Annotated in this window: 12 protein-coding genes; 9 read left to right on the plus strand and 3 right to left on the minus strand. The window is 44.5% G+C overall.

What is annotated here, in order from left to right:
* Positions 1-98: 98 nt before the first annotated feature.
* The 7 genes from JFC07_RS02890 (at position 99) to JFC07_RS02920 (ending at position 9,984) form a co-directional block, all read left to right on the plus strand.
* Positions 99-1,439 carry an MFS transporter gene (locus JFC07_RS02890; RefSeq protein WP_198328086.1) on the plus strand — a complete coding sequence of 447 codons (1,341 nt, stop codon included), beginning with the start codon at positions 99-101 and terminating at the stop codon, positions 1,437-1,439.
* A 171-nt stretch (positions 1,440-1,610) separates the two neighbouring features.
* Complete coding sequence (gene coq7, locus JFC07_RS02895) at positions 1,611-2,255, plus strand: 2-polyprenyl-3-methyl-6-methoxy-1,4-benzoquinone monooxygenase (RefSeq protein WP_191689688.1); 645 nt, start codon at positions 1,611-1,613, stop codon at positions 2,253-2,255.
* Positions 2,256-2,501: 246 nt separating this feature from the next.
* On the plus strand, positions 2,502-3,752 hold the full coding sequence (locus JFC07_RS02900) for a tetratricopeptide repeat protein (RefSeq protein ID WP_191689690.1): 1,251 nt from the start codon (positions 2,502-2,504) through the stop codon (positions 3,750-3,752).
* Between the two features lie 337 nt (positions 3,753-4,089).
* A complete protein-coding gene (locus tag JFC07_RS02905) occupies positions 4,090-6,672 on the plus strand; it encodes an esterase/lipase family protein (RefSeq protein ID WP_198328087.1) in 2,583 nt (860 codons plus the stop codon).
* A 513-nt stretch (positions 6,673-7,185) separates the two neighbouring features.
* Entirely contained in the window at positions 7,186-8,691 is a 1,506-nt protein-coding gene (locus JFC07_RS02910) for a cytochrome ubiquinol oxidase subunit I (protein ID WP_102077205.1), read from the plus strand.
* Positions 8,691-9,707: a cytochrome d ubiquinol oxidase subunit II gene (cydB, locus tag JFC07_RS02915; protein WP_102077206.1), complete on the plus strand. Its 1,017-nt coding sequence runs from the start codon at positions 8,691-8,693 to the stop codon at positions 9,705-9,707. The genes JFC07_RS02910 and cydB overlap by 1 nt, the downstream gene beginning before the upstream one ends.
* Positions 9,708-9,867: 160 nt before the next feature.
* Positions 9,868-9,984 carry a DUF2474 domain-containing protein gene (locus tag JFC07_RS02920; protein ID WP_102077207.1) on the plus strand — a complete coding sequence of 39 codons (117 nt, stop codon included), beginning with the start codon at positions 9,868-9,870 and terminating at the stop codon, positions 9,982-9,984.
* 98 nt (positions 9,985-10,082) lie between these two features.
* On the opposite strand, the gene murU is transcribed toward JFC07_RS02920, so the two are convergent.
* Together murU and JFC07_RS02930 are read right to left on the minus strand one after the other, a co-directional pair.
* Positions 10,083-10,811 carry an N-acetylmuramate alpha-1-phosphate uridylyltransferase MurU gene (murU, locus tag JFC07_RS02925; RefSeq protein WP_198328088.1) on the minus strand — a complete coding sequence of 243 codons (729 nt, stop codon included), beginning with the start codon at positions 10,809-10,811 and terminating at the stop codon, positions 10,083-10,085.
* A gap of 108 nt (positions 10,812-10,919) precedes the next feature.
* Positions 10,920-12,005 carry an aminoglycoside phosphotransferase family protein gene (locus tag JFC07_RS02930; protein WP_225211535.1) on the minus strand — a complete coding sequence of 362 codons (1,086 nt, stop codon included), beginning with the start codon at positions 12,003-12,005 and terminating at the stop codon, positions 10,920-10,922.
* 363 nt (positions 12,006-12,368) lie between these two features.
* Between JFC07_RS02930 and JFC07_RS02935 the strand changes: the two genes are divergently transcribed.
* Both JFC07_RS02935 and JFC07_RS02940 read left to right on the plus strand, forming a co-directional pair.
* Positions 12,369-15,434 (plus strand): LPS-assembly protein LptD, encoded by a 3,066-nt coding sequence (locus tag JFC07_RS02935; protein WP_068404550.1) that lies wholly within the window; start codon positions 12,369-12,371, stop codon positions 15,432-15,434.
* Positions 15,435-15,621: 187 nt separating this feature from the next.
* The gene (locus tag JFC07_RS02940; protein WP_068404552.1) at positions 15,622-17,031 is read left to right on the plus strand and encodes a peptidylprolyl isomerase; all 1,410 of its coding nucleotides are present in this window, start codon (positions 15,622-15,624) and stop codon (positions 17,029-17,031) included.
* Positions 17,032-17,668: 637 nt separating this feature from the next.
* On the opposite strand, the gene JFC07_RS02945 is transcribed toward JFC07_RS02940, so the two are convergent.
* Entirely contained in the window at positions 17,669-18,802 is a 1,134-nt protein-coding gene (locus JFC07_RS02945; protein WP_198328089.1) for an endonuclease/exonuclease/phosphatase family protein, read from the minus strand.
* Between the last annotated feature and the right edge of the window lie 79 nt (positions 18,803-18,881).

The raw sequence follows: 18,881 nt of genomic DNA on the forward strand, positions 1-18,881 counted from the left end.
ATAAGTTTTTGATAGTATTGATAATTGTTTATCTGCCAATCACTGCGTAAAAGTTTGTTTTCTCCTTTATTAGCCGCGCCCCACCTGTAGGAATTTTCATGGCCAATCAGTTTCAACTCTTTAAGCATCGCCGGTTTAATGCCATGTTTTTTACCCAATTTTTGGGTGCTTTTAATGACAATATTTTTAAGCAAGCGCTGATACTGGTGCTAACCTATACTGCTGCCAGCCAATTGGGTATGGAAGTCAGTATTTTAAATAACTTGGCGGCGATGTTGTTTATTTTGCCGTACTTTTTATTTTCGGCATTGGCAGGGCAAATTGCTGATAAGTTTGAAAAATCAAAACTGACGCGCTTAATCAAATTGCTTGAGATAGGCATTATGATTATCGCTGCTGTTGGCTTTGTCTTTGAATGGTACGCGCTGTTATTTGTGGCGCTGTTTTTGATGGGGACGCAGTCGACGTTTTTTGGGCCGATTAAGTATGCGTACTTGCCGCAAGCGATGAGGAAAAATGAGCTGGTCGGTGCCAATGGTCTGTTTCAAATGGGCACCTCGCTTGCCATTTTGCTTGGTATGATTATCGCTGGGGTATTGACCCAAATTACCCAGCCGCTATTTTGGATAAGTGTGACGGTGCTTTTTGTTGCGGCGATAGGCTATTTTGCCGCCCGTTTTATTCCCACCATGTCAGCGATGCAGCCTGACTTGAAGATTAATTGGAATATCTTTACCACCAGTATGGCGACGGTGCGTTATTTATACTCGTTGCCTTTTTTATTCTTTGTCATTCTTGGTAATAGCTGGTTTTGGTTTTATGGCGCGACGTTTTTGACCCAAACGCCAGAATTTAGCAAAGTCATTTTGCATGGCGATGAGTCCGTGGTTATTTTTCTATTGACGCTATTTTCAGTTGGGGTGTCGATTGGCTCGCTACTGTGCAAATCCTTGACCAAAAACCAAGTCAGTCTGCGCTTACTGCCTTTTGGTATTGCAGGTTTGAGCATTTTTGCTATTGATTTATATTTTTCTTTGTCAGGGCTCAAACTCAATGTCAGCTCGGCTACCCTATTTGGTATCAGTGATTTATGGGATATGAGCGGTAGCTGGCGCGTGTTTGCCGACTTGTTCTTTTTGGGCTTTAGCGGCGGTTTATATATCGTGCCTTTATACGCCTCTATGCAGGCTTATGCGCCAAAAAGCCATCGCGCGCGTATCGTCGGTGCCAATAATATCTTTAATGCCATTTTTATGGTGTGTTCGGCGATTTTCTCGATTGTGGTATTAAATGCGCTGGGTCTAAATTTGCCGCAACTGTTTTTAGTCACCGGTATATTAAATATTATTTTTGGTATATTTTTATATCTTAAGCTTAATAAACATGTCAAACAGGCCGTTATCCAAACCCATGATGACGAGCAGAATCGATACGACTAGCGCCAAACGCAATATGAATCAGCAAGCCAATAATTTCGCTGCCGAGATTGTCTATTGTTTGTTATAGTGGTTCGATAAGTGTTGTCTGATAGGTTTAGTGGCCTATTAAATAGCTTAAACCTATTCATCATAAGTTCTATTTATAATTCATACAGCCATCAGGAGTGAATCATGGCGCAGCGTTCCTTATCAAAAATTGACCAGCTATTACTTGGCGTAGATAAAGCATTGCGAGCGGTTGTACCGCATTCAAATCCTAGCACTCGCCCGCTGCCTGTTAGCAGTGATGAGATTCCTGAGCTAAGTATCAACGAAGCCCGTCATGTCGCAGGCTTGATGCGTATCAATCATACGGGCGAAGTCTGCGCCCAAGGGCTGTATCACGGGCAAGCGTTTGCCGCAAAAAACGATGACGTCAAGCAAGCCATGCAACAGTCGGCTGAAGAAGAAGTCGATCACTTGGTGTGGTGCGAGGTACGATTAGATGAGCTTGGTAGCCATCCTAGTATTTTTACGCCTTTATGGTACAGCATGTCATTTGGGCTTGGCGCGGTAGCAGGGGCGATTTCTAACGAGTTTAGCTTGGGCTTTGTCGCCGAAACCGAAGCGCAAGTTAGTGAGCATTTGCAAGACCATATCGGTCAATTGCCACCGCAAGATCAACGCTCAAGAGAAATACTGGCGCAAATGGATATTGAAGAATTACATCACCGCGAGTTGGCGCTGGCAAATGGCGGCGCGGCATTGTCGCCACTGGTGCGCCACACGATGCGCTGGATGGCCAATCGCATGAAAGCCACTGCTTATCATTTATAAGCGTTTATCATCTATAATACGCAGGCGCTACTAATCTGCATCCTTTTTTAGTGGCTACAGACGGCATTATTCTGTGCTTTTAACAATCCTACTACTGTTAGCAGTCAGATTAATTTGCTAGGGTATGAAAAATTTGTACGATTTTACGGAATGCCAAAACCTAACGATCAATCAATGGATGAAGAGATAACAAGTCAGTAACTACAATAACTGGTCAACGACAACGATTAAAAGGTAATTATTTTTATGAAAGCCATCAGCCAAACGCCTATTTCTAATAAAGCATCGCACTCTAGTAAAGCGCCCCACTCTAGTAAAGCGCCTAGGCTTGCGACCCTAACAGCACTCGCTGCCGCTTGTGCCATGCTGCTATCAGCGCCGGCAAATGCAGCTGAAGAAGCGAATACCGCCGCAGCGCCCGCTACGAGCAGCACAGCAGTACCTAGCGCTATCGATTCTAGTAAACGTATCATTCGCCTAGCCAAGCCAAATGCAACGATTAGCACGGCGCCAACTGATGCTCAAGCCAATGTTGGAGTTAAGACTGGCGCTCAAAACAATGTTGAGCAGAATGCCGTCCAACCAACTAACATAGCGCAATCAGCTAATAATCAAGCCCCTAATACGCAACAAGGCAATACGCAGCAAAGCAATGTCCAGCAGGCTATTGTCCAACCAAACCGTGCGCCTTTAAATACGGCGCAAAATGCTGCCCAGCCACCAGCCGTACCAACACCAGACACGTCCGAGTTGACCGGTACGACGCGCGTTTATGAGCGCGGTCCTATCACTGCGACGGGGATTGATTTACGCAGTGGTCAGCTGCCAAACATCCCAGCCCCGCAAGTGAGTATTTCAGATATCAGCTTTGTCCCTACCGTGCTCATACCGCAGCAGCAAGGACTTGGCACCGATAAACTGGACGTCAGCTTACTCGATGACTTTATCAAAGAAGTCTCACCAAATGCGCGCCATTATCCACCAAACTTCCCGAACCGCACCCAGCGCCACAACGCCCGCGAAAAAATCAAAGTCTTGACTGAATGGATTGAGCCGTACGCTAAAGCGCCAAATGCCTCGTACGATGTCTTAGTTCGCGCCGCTAAACTCAATGGCATGGGACGTAACTTAGATTTAGGCTCAGAATACACGGTACGTGGCGGACAATATATCGATCGCGCCATCAAACTTAAACCGAATAGCGGCGAGGCCAACTTTATCTATGGCATGATGCTCTCAGAAGGTGGCGGTTTTAAAGAAGGTCAAAAATACCTTGATCAAGCAGTCGATCTTGGTTATACCGAAGCTGAGCAGAGTCTTGCGCAATCTGACTTGTTAAGTGATCGCCGTGATAAGGCACTAGAGCGTTTACGCCGCTTGGCGCAACAAAACCCTGACAACGCTATTATTCGTCAACAAATCAAGCTCATCGAGGATGGTAAATTCTATATTTGGGATATCCCTGCCCCAGATATTAATATCAAACCAAGCACTTAATTCTTTGTGATGGAAACGTAAAGTGTTAGCTATTTGGTAAAATGATAGCTCACACTGTTTTCTAAAGAGCTGTAAAAAAGCGCGCTACAATTATGATTAATAATGTGAGCGCGCTTTTTTGTGCTTAATTTAGAAATATCTAAGTGGGCTTTGGTAAGCATTGCCTATCCATATTTTCGATAGTATTTCATGCTATATGAATATAAGATAGCTGACTATAAGATAACAAATACAATAGTCGAATAGCTCGACTTACGTTACACTCATGCTGCTATATAAATGTGACATTTATCACTTATTTATGATGCGTTGCTGATACTTATTATTGGAATGACCTATGATATTTGCTGACCCTGCCAACGATATGCCGTCGCTAGAGCATAAGTATAAGTATAAGTATAAGCATAAAAACAAGACGCCTTTTGCTCTACTCGCAGTGGTCGCCGCCATGGCAATATTGCCTGCCTGTAGCACCGTCTCCGTCAATAAACAGCCCTCAGCAAAGACCATCGCCGCCCAGCGCGGCAATATTGTCACCGATAACAAACTGAGTAGCGATACCGCCTCAGTCCTATTGTCAGCCGGGCTTAATGAGCAAGCGTGTATGCAGCAGTTTAACCTCTGCCTAACGCAGCTTACCGACAGCATGCTAAATGAACATTACCGCCCAGCTTTGGCAGTATTTGCTGAATTACACTACGCTAAAGCGCGCCAGCTTGGCGAATCTAAAGACTGCCGCAATGCCCTCGCCCGCCCGCCAATTGACCCTTATTATGCCAACGCGCCTTTAAGCGACACTGATGCCAAGGCGCAGCAAAAAAGAACCGATAGCTGCTTGATTGGCTATCAAGAACGTTTATTTGATGCCATTAAAACCAGTTATACGTACTTATTTTATGACAGCTTAGAGCATGATTTTGAAGGTGCGGATAAAGAAACCAGACACTCACACACGCAAAGTCGTATTCCAAGTGAGATGGATATCCAAACCCAAGACATCTATAACGCCGCTAGTAACGATGTGATTACCCAGCTCTATCAAACGGCTGATGGTGGCGGTAAAATGATGGGTAATACCAAGGTAGAATACCTACCGACGTCCGCAAGTACTCCCACTAGCAGCGAGCAAGCAGTAATTGCCAATCTTACGGCCGTCAAGGGACAACCAACTGACCAAATTAAAGTCATGAAAATGCACATAGACGACTACAATCTCAATGTCTATTTGCCCAACGAAAATAACTACCTCAAAAATGCCAATCAACAAACCGCTGCCCTAACCGATTTGGTCTCGACCTATGAGCTACGCCTCTCTGGACTAAACTCTATTAGTAAGCGCCCAGGTCTGGGTATCAGCTTGGTAGCTTCATTGGACGACCGCTATACCACTACCATTCGTCAATTATTAATCTCGTCGTTAGCAGATAGGACGGGCAGACTGCATCAAGAAAGCCCACGTCGAACAGCCAGCGATATAAACGAAAGCTCGAAAGAGCGCTCAAAGGATAGCTTGGACAGTGATGATGCCAGTACGCGTATTTATCCGACCGGACATTTACTGATGACCGGGCTGATTAAGCCGACGGGCAATAGCGTGCTTGATACCCTGAGCAGCAAACAGCTTGATATTCATTTATACAACCCTTACCGCAGCGAGAGCGCCAATATCTTAGGTGACGATTATCCACTGGCGGCAAACTTTTCAGCAGGTTACGGCTTATGGTTGGCAGAAAACCAGCTTGATGGCGTCGGTTATCTAAACCTGATTACCCGTAAAAAAGAAACCAGTTTACCCAAGCTCTTTATGCTCGAACCTTATGATGCTGATAAGCGCGTCATCATTATGCTGCACGGTTTGGCCTCAAGCCCAGCGACATGGGTCAATTTAACCAACGATATTTTTAATGACGACAAACTGCGCAATAACTATCAAGTTTGGCAGATTTTTTATCCAACCAACTTGCCTATTTTGGAAAATCGTTATCAAATCCAAAAGCTCATCAATACCACTTATGAGAAAACCGACCCTACGGGGCAAAATATCGCCAGCAAAAACAGCGTCATTATCAGTCATAGTATGGGCGGTATCATTGCGCGTATGATGTTGTCTGACGAAAATTTGCTCGATGATTTGGACCGACTTGACGACCAAAATGCGCTGTCGATGAATGAGAAACGTCAAATACGTGAGGCGATCAAGCAGTCTGCGGGCAAAGAGCAGCTAAAAGAGCGTTTTGAGCTTAAAACTTTACCACAAGTAGATACGGCGGTATTTTTATCGTCGCCGTTTCGCGGTACCGATTATGCCGACCGCTGGTTCACGCGCGCGCTACGCCGCATCGTGTATCTGCCCGTTGGTTTGGTAAAAACGGTGACCGATAACTTAGCAGCCTTGGCCATCCAAGGCGATTTGGCCCAGAACCCGCTCGGCGCGCTATATTTACAAAACGGCGCCAGTCAATTGAGTGACAAATCGTCTTTTATTCAATTAACCAAAGATATCCGTATCAACGACCGTATCACCTATCATTCAATCATCGCCAATAACGATGCCGATATCACCCGAGGTTTGGCAGAAATGCAGCCTGCTGGAGCAAAGCTCGACTTGTCCGAAGAGATAACAGAAAATGACCATGCAGAGGACGTTATCGACGTTGATGACAGCAATGCGCTGTTAACGGATAGTGATGAGTTACCAGGTCAACCCCTGGTCGCCGCCGTGACAGTCGATGGCGAGATTGGGCAAGCACTCACCGAGCAGCTGTCAGATGGTATCGTGCCCTACACCAGCGCTCACCTCGATGGTGCAGCGTCAGAGACGGTTATTAACGGCGGTCATAGCATCCAAGAAAACCCGCAAACCATTTTGACCTTACGCCGTATTTTGCATCAACAATTACAGCAGCAAGATACAAACTAAATTTCACCTATATAAAAAGCTTTGAATTCTTATTATTAAAATTTGTTTTTTTATATTGCTGTTTGGTATCTATTGATAACAATAGTTAAACAATGACTATTATTTCAAAGATTATTGGCTAATATTGTAAGTGGTTTATGAACGCATAGGTGTGTGATAGCACACTTGTGCAACTTGCGTGTGCGCAAGGTGAAGCGCATAATACTAAAATGTTTAATATGAATAAAACGATCGTTTGATGAATATTTAATAGTTTATAAGGATATAAATTATTTACTTTGGCTAAATAGTCAGCCCTAAAATTTTTTAGTCTTACCATACGGTAATGAATAAAACATAAGGGTAATGAACGCTATTTTAGTTAAATTTTTATCTTAATTACATTTGCCGCTAACTAATACTTAGCGATTGCCCGTAATAATAAGCGCCCTGAATGATGGACGGTTACGGACAGTTACTTGCGCGTATCATGGAAGCCAACGCTATTCAGCTAACAGATAAGGGTAACCGTTTATGTTCGCTACATTTATGATTGATCAAATGGATGCGTTGATGCTCGCGCGCATTCAGTTTGCCTTCGTTATTTCCTGGCATATTATCTTCCCCGCTTTTTCTATCGGTCTTGCCAGCTGGTTGACCGTGCTTGAATTTCGCTGGCTAAGAACTGGCGAGCCTATTTATGTTGAAGTATACAAACATTGGGTTAAGATTTTCGCTGTGGTATTTGGACTGGGTGTGGTATCGGGTGTGGTCATGTCCTATCAGTTCGGAACCAACTGGGCCGTGTTCTCCGACAGAGCTGGTAATATCTTAGGCCCATTATTGGCGTTTGAAGTCTTAACGGCGTTTTTCTTAGAAGCGTCCTTCTTAGGGATTATGCTCTTTGGTTGGGGACGGGTGAGCAAACGCATGCATTTTGCCTCTACCGCCATTGTTGCCATCGGTACGATGATTTCAGGATTTTGGATTTTGGCCGCCAACAGCTTTATGCAAACGCCGCAAGGTTTTATGCTGGGCGCTGATGGTCTGTTATACCCCACCAACTGGATTGAAATTATCTTTAATCCTTCGTTTCCTTATCGCTATGCCCATATGATGACGGCAGCCTTTTTAACCACCGCCTTTGTGGTTGGCGGTATTGGCGCTTATTATTTACAGTCCAAAAAGCACGTTGAGCATCGGCAGCATGGTCGAGTCATGCTCGGCATGGCGATGATTATGGCGATATTTGTGGCGCCAGCGCAGGTTCTCATCGGTGATGAGCATGGCTTAAACACTCTTGAGCATCAGCCAGCTAAAGTCGCGGCGATGGAAGGGATTTGGGAAGATGAGCGCGGTGCGGCATTGCGGCTATTTGCCATACCGGACCAAAAGAACCAAACCAATAACTATGAGCTTAGCATTCCTTATGTCTCCGGTTTGATTCTCACCCATTCACTAGATGGTGAGGTCAAAGGTCTTAAAAATTGGGCACCAGAAGATCAGCCGCCCGTTATGATTGTATTTTGGGCATTTCGTATCATGGTTGGTATTGGTATGTTAATGGTGCTCATCGGTTTATTTAGTCTTTATAAGTACTTTAAAAAGCAGCAGTTCGATCCTGAGAGTAAGCTCTTCCACCGTGCGTGGATGATGATGACGCCGCTTGGCTTTATAGCGTTACTTGCCGGCTGGTTTGTGACCGAAACAGGTCGTCAACCTTATACGATATATGGGGTTATTCGTACTGCTGAGAGTATGTCACCTATCGCAGCGCAGCAAGTGGCGACAACCTTGATTGGCTTTATTGTGCTATATGCCTTTGTGTTTGGCGCGGGCAGCTTTTATATTTTGCGCCTCATCGCACAAGGACCCAAACCGTACGAGGACCCTTCGGATGATCATTTCTATGATCACTCTGTCACCGAAGCCCAAGGTCGCACGCTAAGCGGTGATAAACGCGCTGCTGATAAAACCAAAGGGCCTGAAGAAGGTTTGGATAAACCTGCTGACGACGTCGATGATGGAGGGTTACGCTAATGTTTAACTATGGTGATGTATTAGATTTACCCTTAATCTGGGGTGGCTTGATTGCGCTATCAGTCTTTATCTACGTCTTACTAGATGGTTTTGATTTGGGCTGCGGCATCTTATTTCCGTTTGCAGGCTCTGATAAAAACCGTAGCCGCATGATGAACTCTATCGCGCCTTTTTGGGATGGTAACGAGACTTGGCTGGTACTGGGCGGCGGTGGTTTATTCGCAGCTTTCCCTGTCGCTTACGGCATCATTATGAGCGGTCTTTATCTGCCGGTTATCTTTATGCTGTTTGGCTTAATTATGCGCGGCGTGGCGTTTGAGTTCCGTTTTAAAGCCACCGCCCATCGCTACGTTTGGGACGGTTTCTTTTTTATCGGTTCTGTCGTTGCGACGTTTGCCCAAGGTATTATGCTTGGGGCGCTAGTCCAAGGCTTAGAGGCCAGCAATCGCCTGTATACAGGCGGCCCTTTTGATTGGTTCTCGCCTTTCTCTATCATGTGCGGTTTTGCGCTATTGATTGGTTATGCGCTACTGGGTTCTACATGGCTGATTATCAAAACCGAACATACGCTGCAAGTCTGGGCACGCAAAGTATCAGGTTGGCTGCTCACCGCCTTAATCATCGCAATGATTGCGGTGACGATATTTATGTATTTTTCAGATATCGAAGCGCTTGAAGGCTGGTTTAGTTTACCAGGGCTGTTGTATCTAGCGCCGATGCCAATTATCGTCTTGCTCTTATTCTTCTTTATGCGTAAAGATTTAACTACTGAGCGCGAGTATCGTCCATTTTTATTGACCGTTGCATTATTTTTGATGGGTTATATCGGCGTTTGTATGGCAATATTCCCGTATATCGTACCTTATCAAATGACCATTTATGAGGCGGCAGCGGCTGATACTTCGCTCTCCTTTATGCTCATCGGTGCCGGTATTATGTTACCTATTATCTTAAGCTACACGGCTTTCGCGTATTATACTTTTAAAGGTAAAACCGACCACGAGCACATGTATTAAATAAGCAGCGGCTATTATCTATCTAGTAGGGATAGTAGCCGCGCTTAGCTTAATCCGCTCATGAATATGTGATGACTGATTATTAGAAAATGGCTTAGATTAGAAAGGTAGTTTGAAGTTAGAAAATAGCTTGGAGTTAAAAGGCAGTTTGGAGATAGTGATGAAAAAACTCAGTAAAAAACAATCGCAATGGGCTTGGTTTATAGGCTTATACTTGGCGGGTTTTTTGGTTGTTTTTACCATTGCCCAATTAATAAAATTGGCAATGGGTGTATAAAATCTCTTTATCAAAACCTAGCGCCATAAAAAAGCAGCGCTGAATAGTAAATATTCAGCGCTGCTTTTTTGTTTTAACTTTAACTGTCGTAAAACCGATTATGCACCGCGATGATTATCGACACTGTGATTTTCTATATAGTCATTAATTTGTGTTAAGCGCTCGGGCGTACCGACGTCTATCCAATTGTCTTTAATCACCTCAGCGGTAATTTGGAACTTTAGCATTGCTTGTTTTAACAAGGGAGCAAGGGCTGCCGGTTGTCCTGTTACCAGCCCATCTACCAGTCTTGGTGAGATGACACTGATACCTGAAAAGGTATATTTGTCTGCATCAGCAATCGGCTGCTCGCTTGCCAGTCCATTATTGATAGCAAAGTCGCCGCCATTATTATGCTCAGGATTATCAATCAATAATAAGTGCGCTCGTTGGTCAGCGCCTAACGGGTAATCTCGCAACGGCGCAAAATCATAGGTCGTCCAAATATCAGAGTTGACTAAGATAAAAGGCTCATCGCGCAGCTTATGGTTTTGCAGCGCGTTAAAAATCCCACCAGCAGTCTCAAGCGGCTCATCGCCCTCAATCGACCAATGCAGCGTCACGCCATACTCTGCGCCATCACCCAACGTCTGCATCAGCTTGTCTGCAAGCCATGAAGCATTGATAGTGATATCAGTAATGCCAGCGGCTTGTAGCGCCTTGATATGCCAGACAATAAGCGGCTGCCCGCCTACTTCCACCAAAGGCTTTGGCGTCTCGAGTGTGAGCGGACGCAGGCGCGTACCTTTGCCAGCCGCCAAAATCATCGCTTGCGTTATTACCGACATACACGCTCCTTGTTGTTGGCTGTATGATTGCCTATTATTCATTATCGACTGTTTTAAACAAAGTAAAAGCGATGAATACTGTCATCGCTTTTATTTTGCTCATGCTGTTTAAATATACTGTTGTACAAATTTATGTTGATAAGCAGGCAAGATAGACTCTCGCAGCCATTCATTAAAAGGAGTAACCGCTTGCTGCATATCGGAATTACCGTGTTCTGCCAGCCATTCTAGCTCAAAAATCAGGTCACGCATGACTTTTGGAATATCGGCCAAATAGCGGCTTTTGCCATCACGCTCAAACAGGCGGATAAAAATACCCAGCACTTTTAAATGCCGTTGTACGCCCATGACATTGACATCATTTTCAAACTGCGCTGCATTATCAGCCGTTACCAGCCCTGCCTGTTTTTGCAATTGCCAGCAGTCCTGTATCCAGCTTGATACCTGAGTCTCTGGCCATTCTACATAAGCATCGCGTACCAATGATACCAAATCATAGCTATACGCGCCTATCACCGCATCTTGAAAATCAATCACGCCCAAGCGCGTATGATCTGCTTGGTCTTGCATAAGGTTGCGACTGTGATAATCACGATGGACGATGACCTGCGGCTGCACCAAAATCTCAGCGATTAAAGCCGATTTAAGATTTTCCCAAAGCGTTTGCTCAAGCTCTATACCAATATAAGGAATAAACCACTCGCTAAACAAATTCATCTCACGGTTTAGTAGGGCAGTATCATAATCTGGTAATTGATGATCCGTCTTTGCGGTCGCCACTGGCACCACTTGTAAGGCAACCAAAGTGCGCAGCGCTAATTGATAGTAATCATTCACCTGAGCGGCTGGCGCATCGACCAGCAGATGAGCAAATTCTACCGTACCAAAATCTTGCAATATCAAAAAGCCTTTTGCCACGTCTTGAGCGACGAGCGTCGGAACATTGATTGCTGGCGCCATCAGTTTTGCGACATTAATAAACTGCTGCAACGCGTCTTGTTCGTCAGCCGAATCCATGACAATATAGCGCTCAGTTTCGACAGCATCATTATCAAGTAACTGGATACGGTGATATTGGCGCGCGCTGGCATCACCCGGCAGACTATCAAGAATAAATTTTTGGTTGGCAAACACGTCTTGCAACCATTGCTCTAACTGCTGCTGGCGCGTAGCGGTTACGTTAGGTACTGTCATGGTTTTATCCGTCATAAAAAGTATCGCAAATTAAATATCAGTCATAAATAAGTGATATGTAGGGCAAATAGTTGTTAAAATAATGAGCGTGCGCCTAAACAGTGCAGCCGCTTTAAGCAGACAAAATCTACTGGCTATGTAGCCGTAAAAAGGTCTGTATCATCCGCTATCGTATAAATTTTGGTAAATAGTGTAGCTGATTTGGTTTTTTTTGACTATGATTAGTCGTCATTATATGTAAAACGTTCCGATTTTCGAGATTATCGTCTTAATGATAGGTTTATTCGCCTTTAAATAACGTTAAAATATAGCCTGTCATTTAACGATCGCAATCCAATAGGCTCTACAATCATAGGTGTGCCCTTGTTATATTCTCCGCTTTACCAAAGCATCCGTTTGATTTTATTTGGCGCCTTGGGCTTAACCAGCTTGACGGTCAGTGCGGCTCTTAATCCTGTCGATAACAATGTTGATGCACAGACGACTGAGCCACTAATCACTGAAAATAGTAGTGACGCCACCTTGTATACCCTCTCTACTGAAAAGGGCAATCAAACCCAAAGTGGCACTGCTGATGCTAATAATAAAGCGTTAAACAGTCAATTAACAACTGCGCCTGTTTTCAACAATGATGACGTATTTACCAGTGACAACGTAAATATCACGGCAATTAATGACAGCAGTGACAGGATTGATGTTAATAATAATGCCGTCAACAACGCTACTAAAACAAACAATACCACTGCGCCCGTTAATAACAGCAGCACAGCCAAATCCAATAAGCGCAGCATTGATGTCAATGACGAAAGTATTCAAGACAGCCTGATACGTTTAGCAGAATTTTATGAATTAACGCCTGATACAGATCCCGCTACGTTACATAATAATAGCAATGATGACGTAGCAGATAGCAATAACAGCGATATTCAAAACTCTTTTGCCGCGCAAACCATTGAACCTGTAGGCAACGACTTAAAACTGCTACCAAATAGCGTCGATAGCGCCCAGCGCTGTGAAGGTCAATGGGTTTATCCTAAAAAAAATCCTAATTACCAACGTGCGATCAATGAAACGGGCGCACCTAACGGCCAGCCAGCGCCCAACTTAAACGGCATTCCTAATAATCAAGCGCCACTGTTTGCAGAGTCGGATTATGGCTATTACGACAATGTCGACTACGCCGAGCTTTCTGGTAATGTCATCGTTGACCAAGGAACGCAGCATATCGAAGCGGAAAAAATCGTACTCGATTTGAACAACAATGTCGCAGCCGCACAGGGTAAAGTGATGTTTACCGACCAAGCGACTGGACAAAACAAAAACGCTGCTGGCTTGGCCGAAGCTAACCGTTTTCAAAACAGCAACGGACAAAATATCAATGGTCAAAACGCTAAGTCTAGCCTCACTGAAAAAGCCTCCACTGGCGGTCTTATCGGTGTCGCCGACAGCTTAAACTACAATACCGAAACTGGACAATCAACAGCTAAGGACGTGGCTTTTGCTAGCGTAGAGCTGCAAGCACACGGCTATGCCAAGCGCTTAAACCGCCCTAACGAGACGCAGTATGAGCTTGATGAGGTGATGTTTAGCACCTGCCCGCCGACCAACCGTAAATGGCAGTTTGATGCTAAAAGCATCGATTTAGATACCGAAACAGGCCGCGGCGAAGCTTACAACACAACGTTTAAAATTGCTGATGTACCGGTATTTTATTTACCCTATTTTAATTTCCCTATAGACAATAGACGCAGCAGCGGCTTTTTATTACCGAGCGCGAGTGTCGGTAGTGAAAGCGGACTTGAAGTTGACGTACCTTATTATTTTAATTTAGCGCCATACTACGACGCCACCCTTAATACTCGCGTTTATACCAACCGTAACCCCATGCTCTCCGGTGAGTTTCGTTATCTAACTGAGGAGTACGGCGAAGGGATTTTTAACGGCTCTTATTTGCCCAACGATAAAAAATATGACGGCGAAGATCGCAGCAGCTTTTTTTACGATCATTACTGGTCATCTACCAGTATTCCACGCTTAAGTGGCGACGCAAAATATAGCTATGTGTCAGATGCCGATTATCTCAATGACTTCGATACCTTGGGTTTGTCAGACAATACCTTAAACCTACCACGCCGTGCGCGGGTGAATTATTATAACGATTATGTCAATGGTGAATTAAAAGTCGAGACTTTCCAAACGCTCGATGCATTTAACAATAATGGACAGCCATTACAAGATAAAGACAAGCCGTACTCGCGCTTGCCACAGCTTAAACTTGACTATCGTCTACCATGGGCAAAAAGCTTTGATATCACAGGCGTAAGTGACTCGGCTTATTTTAAAAAATCCATCGATGATGGCTCTGAAAATGAAAAAAGTGGCACGCGTTTTTATAATAAATTAAGCGCCGTTTATCCGATGGAAAAATCTTGGGGCTATATCAAACCTAAACTTAGCTTACAGCATTTATATACTTCTTATGATGAAGACAGCTTGGCGGACAATGATTTGAGCAAAGATGACGGCAACCAATCGGTATTTGTGCCTCAAGTCAGTGTCGATGCTGGCCTGCACTTTTCTCAAGCGGGCTCACCCTTTGGCGCCTTTGACGATACTTTAGGCGGTTATCGCTTGCTCAGTCCGCGCTTAAAATATACCTACTCGCCCTATAAAGACCAAAACGATATTCCTAACTTTAATACCCGTATTGCCTCTATCAACTACGAGCAACTGTTTTCGGACAGCTGGTTTTTAGGTCATGACCGCTTGCAAGATTTGCATGCCTTTACACCCGGTATTAATTATCGTTACATCGATGCAACGGGTGTGACACGTTTTGATGGTAGTATCGCAGAGCAGTTTTATATCGATGATGGGCGCGTGACCCTTGAAGACCAAAAACCCGTGCTGACGAATTCTTCCTCAGGATTGGTTTGGGATACCAGTACCCAGCCTTATAATAACGTCTGGGTCGATGTAAGCGGCGCGCTTACTCATAGCTATGATTTAAACTATATCACCACTGAGCTGCGTTATCAGCCATCTGACAACAGTTTATTTAACGTCGGCTTTGTGAAGCGTATGCGCGATGAAAACACCGACCAGTTACCTTTATCGGCGTTTACCGCATCAGCGGTTTTCCCAATTAATAATAACTGGCGCGTATTGGCGCAAGGTCAATACGATTATAATCGTGATAAAATGCTCGACTCGTTAATCGGTGTTGATTATGAGGATTGCTGTTTTGGTTTTGCAGTTTATGGTCGTCGTTACTATAATGATTTGAATATCAAAGACAAACCAACACAAGCGATTATGGCAGAAATCAGACTCAACGGTCTTGGTAGCGGTAGCAGCCGCTTAACACGCTTACTTTCTGATAAAGTATTGGGCTTTGAGCCGGTTCAAAGCGCATGGAAAGATGAATAAAACGTCGTCTATATCCTTAGACTCACGTATGATTGATGGTTTATGTATCAAGTAACTTTTGTGCTATAACAGCATATAGCAGTGTTTACACCCTATTATAAACAGCCTTAGCCGCTACTTAAATGAAGAGTAACGGCTATGGCTTAACCGATTACCATCCGATGCAATGACATTGATGAGGAGCATCATGAGATTTTTTTCTTTACGTCAGACAAGCCGAGTTGTATTGCTTTCTATGGGTATGACGGGCGCTATTGCTCTGAGCCTAAGTGCGCAAGCAGCCACCGTTAAGCCTGCAAAAACTTCAGCTGCAAACGTTGATGCTGGCACTCAGAAAAATAGCGCCGCACGTTTGACGCCTGCCAATAGTACGGACGGTATCATTGCCTTGGTCAATGAAAACGCTATCTTAAAAAGTGATCTCATCGCTGCCATGGCGCAAACCCAAGCAAGGGCGCAGGCGGCTGGTGAACCGATTGCCAATTCAGCCCAGCTGCAGTCTGAAGTGTTAAACGCCCTCATCATGCGTGAATTACAACTCTCAATGGTCAAACGAGTTGGTCTCAATCCTGATGAAGCTGCCATCAATCAGCGGCTGGCTCAAATCGCCCAAGCAGAAGGACTCAGCAGCCTTGGCGAGTTGCAACAACGTTTGGACGCCGCAAAACCAGGCAGTTATGCTACCCTACGCGCGCAATTGATTGAAGATGCCGCGATTCAAGCCTTGCAGCAGCGCCAAATCGCAAGCCGCGTGCGCATCAGCGAACAAGATATCGATGCCTTTTTGGCCTCTCCTGAAGCCAAGCGTTTGAGTCAAAGCGAATATCAAACCATTCACGTACGTATCCCCTATATGGACGATTACAGCCGTCTGTCGGACGCCCAGCGTGAAGAAGCATTAAAAGTCGCGCAGCGTCTACGCACACGACTGCAAGCGCCAAATGTCGATGTCACAGAAGCCATTGCCGCAAGTCAAGGCAGCTACCCTATTCAGTTGCAAGGCGGCGATATGGGCTTTCATAAAGCGGCTGCACTACCAACCGAGCTTGCTAGCGAAATCACCAAACTTGAAGTTGGCGCCGTCAGTGCGCCGTTAGTGACCCCAGAAGGTATTGATATCATCAAACTGGCTGATAAAAAATCCAGTGATACCATGCTAGTGCCGCAGTGGCATACGCGTCACATTTTAGTCAAAGTCGATGAGCTACAAACCGATGCTTTGGCTGAGCAAAAAATCAATGACCTCTACGAGCAATTACGTAAAGGAGCCGACTTTGCGAGCCTAGCTTCAACTTATTCAGATGATCCCGGTTCAGCAGGACGCGGTGGCGATTTGGATTGGGTTGGTGAAGAGCAAATGATTGGTCCGTTTGAAACAATGATGAAGAATACCGCCGTCGGTGATTACTCTGCACCATTCAAAACGCAATTTGGCTGGCACATTCTAAAAGTTGAAGGCAAACGCGAGCAAGATGTCAGCGATGAATACCGTCGCAATATGGCACGTCAAGCGCTATATCAGCGCCTTGCTCCGCAAGCCAAAGAAGACTGGCTACAAGAACTACAAGCCGGCGCTTATATTCAGATACTCGGCTAATTAGTATTTAATAATATCGAAAAAATTTTATAAAAGAAGGGTAGTATATGCTAATGCATGTACCCTTTTTTAATTTAGGTCATTTATTAAAAACTCCATAAATGATGGGATAAGCTTTAGCTCAGAGCTCTATAGTGAGTGAAAAGTAATAACAATACATCACGCACTGCTGATATCAATTTTTCTTGCTAGCTGTGCCTGCGCAGACAGAGGCTACAAAAAATTGATATCAGCAATACCGTCGCGTTTTTAGGATATTTTAACTATACATTCATTAACGCTTTTATTAACGCTTTTATTAACGGTCGAAAATATTTTTCAAATAAAAATAATGCACAAAGAAAAGCCCCGAACCTAGGGCGTTGGGTTCAGGGCTATGGCGTTTCATATTGTTGTTATTATCTCTTCCGTGTTGACTCGTCCTAAGTCATAAACAGTAACCTATAAGACAGCGGGCTGACCTGTGCTTTTATTGTTACTGCCTCAACACTGCATCCTTACGTATCCTTGTGTTGATGGTTGTATTCTAGGTGAATTGACGCGGAACGACTAGAGGCTAAAGACCTTATTTAGCGTAAGCATTTGCTTACGTCGCCATTGTTTGTGGCGAGGGTTTTATACAGATGATAAAACCTTTTTAGCAATCACTTTCCTTTTCAGCCTCTGCATGTTCTTTTGATACTTTACAGCCCTCTTCCTTACCCGCTTCAATGGTATTTTTTGCCTCTTTGACATCTTCTGCCTTCTCAATTGGCGCATTAGTTTCTTGGGTGCTGACTTTTTCGGGCTCGTATTGTAGCGTTGTCAGCACCGGAAAATGGTCGGAGCCGATAGCCGGCATGCGCTGAATATCGACTAAGGTGAAGCAGGCACTATGGAAAATATGATCTAACGCCCAACGTAAAAACGGATATTTAACATGAAAGGTATTGATAAAATGGCGCCCGATACGAGGATCTAGCAAGCCTGAGATACGTTGAAAGCGGCGGGTAGTCTTTGACCAAGCGACATCGTTTAAATCTCCTGCCAATATCGCCGTTTGCTTATTTTCTTTGATATGTTTTCCAACCATCAGCAGCTCAGCATCGCGGGTCGTAGACTTATCTGCCTCTGTCGGACTGGGCGGCATCGGGTGCAAACAATAGAGCCAAATCACTTGTCCACCCTGCAAACGTAGCTGCGTATGGATAGATGGAATATCATCAATCATCAAATACTTAACTTCAGGGTCTATGAGCTCAAGCTTAGAATACAGATGCATACCGTATAGATTATCCAAAGGCACTTTGACAGTATAAGGATAATTTGCTTCTATTTGATTAAGGGCTTTCTCCCATTTTTTATCAGTCTCTAAAGTAATTAAAATATCGGGGCGCTTATCTTTTACCAGTTCAACCAGTTTTTGGGTCTCATCATTGGGTGTCAATACGTTTGAAACCATGATTTTAAGCTGGTGCGCATGTCCATTTGGCATATCCTTGGCAGTGAGCACTTCTTTTTTCCAAAGTATGGTATAGGGCAACACCATACGCAATTGAAAGGCGAGCGCGCTACTTAAAACGATAAATAACAGCCACTGACCAAGCTGCCAGTCCGACCAAAATATAACCATGCCAAGCCAAGCGGCGAACCCGAGGAACATGATTTGAATACGGGGAAACTCAACACCTCGCACCCACCAATTATCAAGAGGCAACAAGCCCCAAATAGTGACAAAGGCGATGAATCCTGCCAACCACTGAGCGCCATAATATAAGAGGGAGAGATCCATAATGTGTGTCGACCGTTTATTAAATGAATGGCAAAGCCAATAATAGTGAATATTCTTTATATAATAATTGTTTGGGCTA

The organism is Psychrobacter faecalis, assembly GCF_016107575.1.
Lineage (GTDB): Bacteria > Pseudomonadota > Gammaproteobacteria > Pseudomonadales > Moraxellaceae > Psychrobacter > Psychrobacter faecalis.